This is a genomic window from Collinsella sp. TF12-2AT (assembly GCF_003436735.1).
Classification (GTDB): Bacteria; Actinomycetota; Coriobacteriia; order Coriobacteriales; family Coriobacteriaceae; genus Collinsella.
Genome location: NZ_QSQK01000021.1, coordinates 1 through 7387 on the forward strand (window position 1 = coordinate 1; position 7387 = coordinate 7387).

At 60.0% G+C, this 7387-nt stretch carries 6 protein-coding genes and 1 rRNA gene; all 7 read left to right on the top strand.

Features of this window, described 5'->3' with window-relative positions; all coding sequences use genetic code 11:
• Window positions 1-172: 172 nt before the first annotated feature.
• The 7 genes from rrf (at window position 173) to tsaD (ending at window position 7287) form a co-directional block, all read left to right on the top strand.
• A 5S ribosomal RNA gene (rrf, locus tag DXD24_RS09870) occupies window positions 173-288 on the top strand.
• Between the two features lie 175 nt (window positions 289-463).
• Window positions 464-1003 (top strand): holo-ACP synthase, encoded by a 540-nt coding sequence (gene acpS / locus DXD24_RS09875; RefSeq protein WP_117646636.1) that lies wholly within the window; start codon window positions 464-466, stop codon window positions 1001-1003.
• Window positions 1004-2620, top strand: coding sequence for an NAD(P)H-hydrate dehydratase (locus tag DXD24_RS09880; RefSeq protein WP_117646637.1), 1617 nt, complete (start codon window positions 1004-1006; stop codon window positions 2618-2620).
• A 2-nt stretch (window positions 2621-2622) separates the two neighbouring features.
• Window positions 2623-3768 carry an alanine racemase gene (alr, locus tag DXD24_RS09885; protein WP_117646638.1) on the top strand — a complete coding sequence of 382 codons (1146 nt, stop codon included), beginning with the start codon at window positions 2623-2625 and terminating at the stop codon, window positions 3766-3768.
• An 8-nt stretch (window positions 3769-3776) separates the two neighbouring features.
• Entirely contained in the window at window positions 3777-4397 is a 621-nt protein-coding gene (locus tag DXD24_RS09890) for a uracil-DNA glycosylase (protein ID WP_117646639.1), read from the top strand.
• Between the two features lie 12 nt (window positions 4398-4409).
• Window positions 4410-4916 carry a tRNA (adenosine(37)-N6)-threonylcarbamoyltransferase complex ATPase subunit type 1 TsaE gene (gene tsaE / locus DXD24_RS09895; protein WP_117646640.1) on the top strand — a complete coding sequence of 169 codons (507 nt, stop codon included), beginning with the start codon at window positions 4410-4412 and terminating at the stop codon, window positions 4914-4916.
• Window positions 4903-7287, top strand: coding sequence for a tRNA (adenosine(37)-N6)-threonylcarbamoyltransferase complex transferase subunit TsaD (gene tsaD, locus DXD24_RS09900; protein WP_117646641.1), 2385 nt, complete (start codon window positions 4903-4905; stop codon window positions 7285-7287). Before tsaE ends, tsaD begins: the two co-directional genes overlap by 14 nt.
• Window positions 7288-7387 lie beyond the last annotated feature (100 nt).

A 7387-nucleotide genomic window follows, 5' to 3' on the forward strand; every position in this document is an offset into this window, starting at 1 on the left:
CTAATCGCCCGAGCTCTTCCGGAACCGCACCTCGCGGCCCGCGGGACTTCGCGCTCGAAAGCGCGGTCCGGGCACGAGGATGCCCCCGAGTCAGATCTCCCCTATGCGCCATGCGGCCCCCAGGGCACGTAGATGAGACCCAGGACACCGTAACGGTGGGCGCCGCCCACCGGTCAGCGGCCAGAGCATGGGGGGCACGCCCGGTCCCGTTCCGAACCCGGAAGCTAAGCCCCATCGCGCCGAGAGTACTGCGGGGCCAGCCCGTGGGAGGCCAGGGCGCCGCTGACCGGTGGACGGCACCGAGCCGTACGCTTGAACTGAGAAGGGGGAGGCCTCGCGGCCTCCCCCTTTTTTGCGTTTACGGGCTTTTGTCTCACATAGTAGCTGTGTTTTATAACCCTCGTTTGTCGCATCTTCTGTGAACGGGCTACAATAACTTAGTCTGTGCGATATGGAGGTGAACATGGCTGAAGCTGGAATCGGCGTTGATATCGTCGAGATTTCCCGTATGAAATCAATTCTTGAAAAGACGCCGTCGTTTGCTCGGCGTGTGTTTACCGAAGAAGAGCGTGCGTATTGTGATGCATCATCGCGTCCCGCTGCTCACTATGCCAGCCGCTTTGCTTCGCGCGAGGCGGTACTTAAAGCTCTCGGCACGGGCTTTAGTCAAGGCGTTGGTCGCAAGGATGTTTCGGTTACGCGTGATAAACTCGGCAAACCGAAGGCGCTGCTTTCGGGCCGTGCTCTTGAGATCGCTCAAGAGCTGGGTGTTGTTGAGGTCGCTCTTTCCATTACGCTTACAGGAGACTTAGCCGTTGCGAATGCCATCGCGATTACCGAAGATGCTCGGCCTAAGCCAAAAGATGAAAAGGTGAGCACCAAGAAACGCGTTACGCAGACATTTAAAGAGGCTCGCTCTGTTTTAGATGAGCTTGAGCAGCTGCAGAATTCAGCATTGACGGAGCACCTGGGCGATGCTTCGCAAGATACGCTAGGAGCATAGATGAAACCGGTTTTGAGTACCGAAGAAGTCGTTCGTCTCGAGGATATCATCGAACGCGAAGGGACTTCGAAGGCCGAGCTTATGGAGCTAGCGGGTGAGTTTGCCGCCAACGAGGTCTTGAAGCTCAATCCCGATCGGGTTCTCGTTCTGGTCGGTTTTGGTAATAATGGCGGCGACGGTTGGGTTGCCGCCGATATCCTGAGCCATAAGGGTGTGGACGTCGATATCGTTTCTCCGGTTGAACCGGATGAGATTCCTGCTGCTCTGGCACGTCATGTTGCTCGTCGTACTGCCGGCCGCGATGTGCACGTTTGCGTCGGCCCTTCGCGTGACGAACTCGAGGTTTTGATCGGTAAGGCCGATGTTGTTGTCGATGCCATTTTTGGTACCGGTTTTCACGGGAATCTGCGTGCGCCGTTCTCCATCTGGATTCCTACGGTCAATGAATGCGCCGATTGTGTCGTATCCATTGATGTCCCCTCGGGCCTGAATGCCGAGACGGGCGTTGTTGATGACGACTGCATTCGTGCCGAGCATACGGTGACGATGATTGCGCCCAAGATTGGTCTGTATAGCGCTGATGGCCCTGAGTATGCTGGCGATTTGATCTGCGGCAATCTTTACGACCGTCTTGACGAGGTCATCGATGATGTCGACCACGCCGCCGAGATTGTCGAGCCCGGTGACTTAGTTGATTACTTTGCTCCACTTCCTACGAATATCGATAAGTATTCCCGTGGCTCTGTGCTTATTGTCGCCGGATCTGCGCAATATCCTGGTGCTGCCATTATGGCGGCCAAGTCTGCAGCTCGCGCGGGTGCTGGTTACGTGGCAGTCGCGGCTCCTGACGCCTGCGCTAATCTTATTCGCATGGCACTTCCTTCGATTCCCGTCTTTGCTATTCCGTCTGATTCCCGCGGCTCCTTTGGCGCCGCTGCGCGCATGACGGTGTGCGAGATTGCAAAGAAGTACAGCTGCGTACTGTGCGGTCCCGGTATGACGACGTCTGCCGGCGCTATGCAGGTGGTTTCGGGCTTGCTCGAGCTTGATGTACCGCTTATTTTGGATGCCGATGCACTCAACTGCCTTGCTAAGATTGCCATTGACGGTATTGATAGTAACCCCGAGATGTATCGTCGCGAGCAGCCGTTGGTTATGACGCCGCACTATCGTGAGCTTTCGCGTCTGGTTGCCGGAGACGAGGTGAACGACCTTGGTACCGCGATTGCAGCCGCGCAGAAGGTTGTCTGGGCCGCTGGTTCCGATAACCTCGTTGTTATCGCTAAGGGCCCGACGACAGCCATTTGCGGTGTTGAGCGTGTGCTGCTGCCGCTCTCGGGCCCGGCGTCGTTGGCGACCGCTGGCTCGGGTGACGTCCTTGCGGGCATTCTGGCCGGCACACTGGCCACCATGCGCGACGAGATGGACCGTTGGGAGCTGCTGTACTCGTATGCCGTCGCACTTCATAGCTATGCCGGTTTTGCCGCGGCGACGGAGTTTGGCGAGAAGAGCGTTATCGCGACCGATCTTATCGACTTGATCGGTCCCGCCATGGAGTTGGCGGCAAAGGATGCGCTCGATGATCTGGGAATCACAGACGAAAGGTCGGATGACTAATTATGAATAAAGCCGATTTGACGCGTTGGTCCTGGGTCGAGATCGACCGCGGGGCGCTCCGCCGCAACACGAGGGCCTATAAGAATTTGCTAAATCCGCGCCAGCGCCTATGCTGCGTGGTTAAAGCCGACGCTTATGGCCATGGAGCTGTTGAGTGCGCCAAGATCATGTATTCGGCCGGTGCCGACATGTTTGCCGTGGCGACGGTTAGCGAGGGCGTTGAGCTCCGACAGGGCGGGATCACGAAACCCATCCTCATCTTAAGCGAGCCGCCTATCGAGGCCATTCCGACGTTGCTCGAGTTCGATATCATGCCCTCGGTCTATACGTCCGACTTTGCTCTGGCGTATGGCGAATGTGCCGTCGCAGCGGGCAAGGTGGGCAAGTATCATCTCGCCATCGAGACGGGCATGAACCGTATCGGCGTACATTACACGCAGGTGCTCGACTTTGTCCGTGGTATTGATTTCCATCGCGGCATTCAGTGTGACGGCGTATTTACGCACTTCGCCACGGCCGATGAACCTTCGGGCTGGGACTACAAGCTGCAGTGCCAGCGCTTTACCGAGGCCGTTCAGGCCATTAAGGATGCGGGTTTTGAGTGCGGTATCGTGCACTGCGCCAACACGCCGTCTTCGATGCTCGATCCCTCGATGCATTTTGATATGATTCGCGCCGGCGTTGGCTTGTATGGCATGCAGCCGTGCGAGCTGAGTGGCCACGTGATGCAACTCGATCCCGTTATGAGCGTCCATGCGCGCGTGACGCGCGTGGCACACCCTGCGATGGGCGAGGGCGTGGGCTACGGTTTTACCTATCGCGTACCGCGTACGCGCGTTCAGATCTGCACGCTGCCGATCGGTTATGCCGACGGCCTATCGCGTACACTTTCCAATCGTATGGATGTGCTGTATCGCGGCGAGCGCGTGCGTCAGGTTGGCAATATCTGCATGGATCAGTTTATGGTCGCCATTCAGTCCAACCCGGCACACGAGATTCCCGAGGCCGAGTATGGTGACGAGATGATCATTGTCGGCCGCGATGGCGATGCCGAGATTACTATGGACGAGATGGCCCGACTGCGCGGCACGATTAACTACGAGGTCGCCTGCGGCTTTGGCATGCGTCTCGACAAGGTCTACGTGTAGGAGTCGCCATGGGCGTCATGCACATCCCCGGCCATTCCCATCAGGCGCCACGCGAGGTCGCACTCGAGGAAATTGAGGCCGTTCTGGGTGATTGTCACCTCTGTCAGCTCTATCAGTCGCGTCGCAATATCGTGTTTGGCGTGGGAAACCCCCGCGCTCGCGTCATGTTTATCGGTGAGGCGCCGGGTCGCAACGAGGATTTGCAGGGCGAACCCTTTGTGGGGGCGGCGGGTGAAGACCTCAACGGCATTTTGTCCCTGGCTGGTCTTAAGCGCGAGGACGTCTATATCGCCAATGTGCTTAAGTGCCGTCCGCCGGGAAACCGCAATCCGCGCCCCGAGGAAGTGCTGGCTTGCTCACCGTTTTTGCGCGAACAGATCCGAAGCATCTGGCCCGATATCATCGTGACGCTCGGCAACCCCGCAACGCACTTTGTGCTCAAGACCGAGATCGGCATTACCAAGCTGCGCGGCAGGTTCCATCAGATGGGGCACTTTGTGGTGATGCCGACGTTTCATCCTGCGGCGGCGCTGCGCAATCCGGCGTGGCAGGAGTTGCTGGAGGAAGACTTTAAGATGCTGGGAGACTATCTGGAGCGGCACCCCGCGTCGGAGACCGTCTCGGAATAATAAGGAGCGCATATGTCCCTGGAGCGCCTGGGGGTAGGTACCTATAGAACGGCTCGTACTGCCGATACGGAGCATTTTGGCGAGCTGGTCGCACCGTGTCTAGAAGATGGCGATGTGCTGATTTTGACCGGCGGCTTGGGTGTGGGAAAAACCCACTTTACCAAGGGCGTCTCGCGTGCCCTGGGCGATGAGCACATGGTCACGAGCCCTACGTTCGCACTCATGGCCGTTCATGACCAAGGGCGTATTCCGCTGTTCCATTTTGATCTGTACCGTCTGGAGCATGCCTACGAGCTAGAGGATACGGGCATTTTTGACGTGCTGGGCTATGAGGGTGTTTGCCTACTGGAATGGGGCGAGCAGTTTCAAGATGAACTGACAGATGAGTATCTTTCGGTGACGCTTAAGCGCGATGAGGGCGACAGCGACGTGCGAACGATAACGCTCGAGGCACACGGCGAGCGCGCGACGGAGCTTTCCCATTTGATAGATAAGGCTGTACAAGATGAGCTTGCATAACGACAACGCGCTGGTGGTGGCGCTCGACACATCGACCGACATGCTTGCCTGCGCGGCAAGCTGGATTGATGTGCAGACAGGCGAGGCAAAGCTGGTAAGTGGAGACCATCTGTGTCGCCGCCATGCCAACGTGGAGCTCGTGAATACTGTTGATGGCCTACTGAAGCAGACCGGCCTGGATCGCAGCGATGTCGGCTGTTATGTGGTCGGCCGCGGCCCGGGTTCGTTTACGGGCGTGCGTATCGGCATCTCCACCGCAAAGGGTCTGGCACGCGGTGCCAACGTGCCGTTGCTCGGTGTGTCGACACTTGACGCTTGCGCCTGGACGGCATGGAAGGCCGGCGTACGCGGCAAACTTGGTGTTCTTGCCGACGCCATGCGCGGCGAGGTGTACCCGGCGCTGTATGTGCTGGGGGACGAGGGTCCCGAGCGTCTGTTTGAGCGCGAGAGCGTGGTCAAGGCCGCCGTGGCGCTTGATGAGTGGCGCCAGACCGCGGACTGGGATCAGGTTCAGCTGACTGGTGACGGTCTCGTGCGTTATGGCAAGCTGCTGGGCGAGGACGAGACAGCACGCTGCGTGGGGCGAGACCTGTGGTGGCCCTCGGGCGAGGGCCTGCTGATGGCGCACGCCGCAGGCGACGGCGATCCGGCTCGCGTCTTGCCGATCTATACGCGCCTTTCGGATGCCGAGGAAAACGAGCGCAAGCGCCTGGGTCTTGCCGAGAGCGCGCAGAGTGAGGTGACAGGTGTTGCCGACGAGCTTGCCGGACGTCATCTGCAATTCCGCCCCATGGGCGCGGCAGATGCCGAGGGCGCGAGCGCACTGGAGACCGCCTGCTTTGAAGGCGCCGGACACGAGGCGTGGACGCCGGGCATGTTCCTGTCCGAGCTGGGCGAGGACGTTGCCGCTCCGCGTAGCTGGTGGGTGGCGCACGACGACGGTCAGCTGCTGGGTCTTGCCGGCGGCATGGTCGTCGACGGGGACGTGCAGATTATGGACGTTGCCGTCGATCCGACTCATCGCCGCGAGGGCATTGCTCGCAAGCTGCTGTCGCACGTGAGCTATGACGCGCAGATGCTCGGCTGCACTACAGCTTCGCTCGAGGTTGAGGACGGCAACGAGGGCGCGATTGCGCTCTATGCCGCCCTGGGCTTTACCGAGGCGGGCCGTCGCCGCGGCTACTACGGTGCCGGCAAGGACGCCATCGTCATGACGGCCCCACTTCCCCTCGTGCTTCCGGTCGATAACGCCTCGCCCGAGCCGACGGCAGCCGAGCAGCGCGTATGGCCCCTGCCTGTGCCCAAGCGCTCTGCCGAGGAGCGTGCCGAGATTGAGCGTCGCCGCCTCGTACTCGCTATCGAGAGCTCCTGCGACGAGACGGCGGTGGCGATTATCGATGCGGACGGCAATATGCTGGCCAACCAGGTGTCGACGCAGATTGATTTCCATGCCCGTTTTGGTGGCGTGGTGCCCGAAATCGCCTCGCGCAAGCACGTTGAGGTCATCGTGAGTGTCGTGGATGCGGCGCTTGAAGACGCCGCAGCATCGCTGGGCCTTACGGGCGGAGCCATTGCGCCAAGTGAGCTTGCCGCTGTGGGCGTGACACAGGGTCCGGGCCTGGTGGGCGCGCTCGTGGTTGGCGTCGCCTTCGCCAAGGGCTTTGCGTATGCTGCCGGCAAACCGCTGGTGTGCGTCAATCATCTGGAGGGCCACCTGTTTGCCAACCTGTTGGCGCAGCCCGACCTCAAACCTCCGTTTATCTTTACGCTCGTTTCGGGCGGGCACACCATGCTCGTGCACGTAAAGGCATGGGGCGACTACGAAGTGCTTGGCGAGACGCTGGACGACGCCGTGGGCGAAGCCTTCGACAAGGTGGCAAAGGCGCTGGGCCTGGGCTATCCCGGCGGCCCCATCATCTCCAAGCTTGCCGAGACGGGCAACCCCAAGGCGATCGATTTCCCTCGTGCACTGAACAGCAGGGGGGACTATCGCTTCTCGCTTTCGGGCCTCAAGACGGCGGTGACGCTCTACATCGAGCAGGAGACCAAGGCCGGGCGCACGATTCACCTGCCCGACCTAGCGGCCTCGTTTGAGGCGGCGGTCTTTGACGTGCAGTACAAGAAGGCAAAAAACGCCCTGCATGCCACCGGGTGCAAGGAGTATTGCATCGGCGGCGGCGTCTCGGCCAATCCGCATCTGCGCGAGATGATGATCAAGAAGCTCGGGCGTCAGGGGATCCGCGTAACGGTGCCGCCCTTGTCTGCCTGCACCGATAACGCCGCCATGATCGCGGAGGTCGCTCGCCGTAAATTCGACCGAGGTGAAATCTCGCCGTTCGACGTCGACGCCGATCCAAACATGACGCTGTAGTCGTACGGGTGCGGTCCCCGACGCTGCCCGGGCGCCAGCGGCCGCATATGAACTTTCCTGCTCTACAGTCCTGCTCACGACGGAGGCCACATTAAGTGGC

Bases quoted from the DNA above. Each gene is read 5' to 3' on its own strand.
- tsaE (WP_117646640.1), top strand. From the start codon at position 4,410: ATGTCCCTGGAGCGCCTGGGGGTAGGTACCTATAGAACGGCTCGTACT.
- DXD24_RS09890 (WP_117646639.1), top strand. From the start codon at position 3,777: ATGGGCGTCATGCACATCCCCGGCCATTCCCATCAGGCGCCACGCGAG.
- alr (WP_117646638.1), top strand. From the start codon at position 2,623: ATGAATAAAGCCGATTTGACGCGTTGGTCCTGGGTCGAGATCGACCGC.
- acpS (WP_117646636.1), top strand. From the start codon at position 464: ATGGCTGAAGCTGGAATCGGCGTTGATATCGTCGAGATTTCCCGTATG.
- DXD24_RS09880 (WP_117646637.1), top strand. From the start codon at position 1,004: ATGAAACCGGTTTTGAGTACCGAAGAAGTCGTTCGTCTCGAGGATATC.
- tsaD (WP_117646641.1), top strand. From the start codon at position 4,903: ATGAGCTTGCATAACGACAACGCGCTGGTGGTGGCGCTCGACACATCG.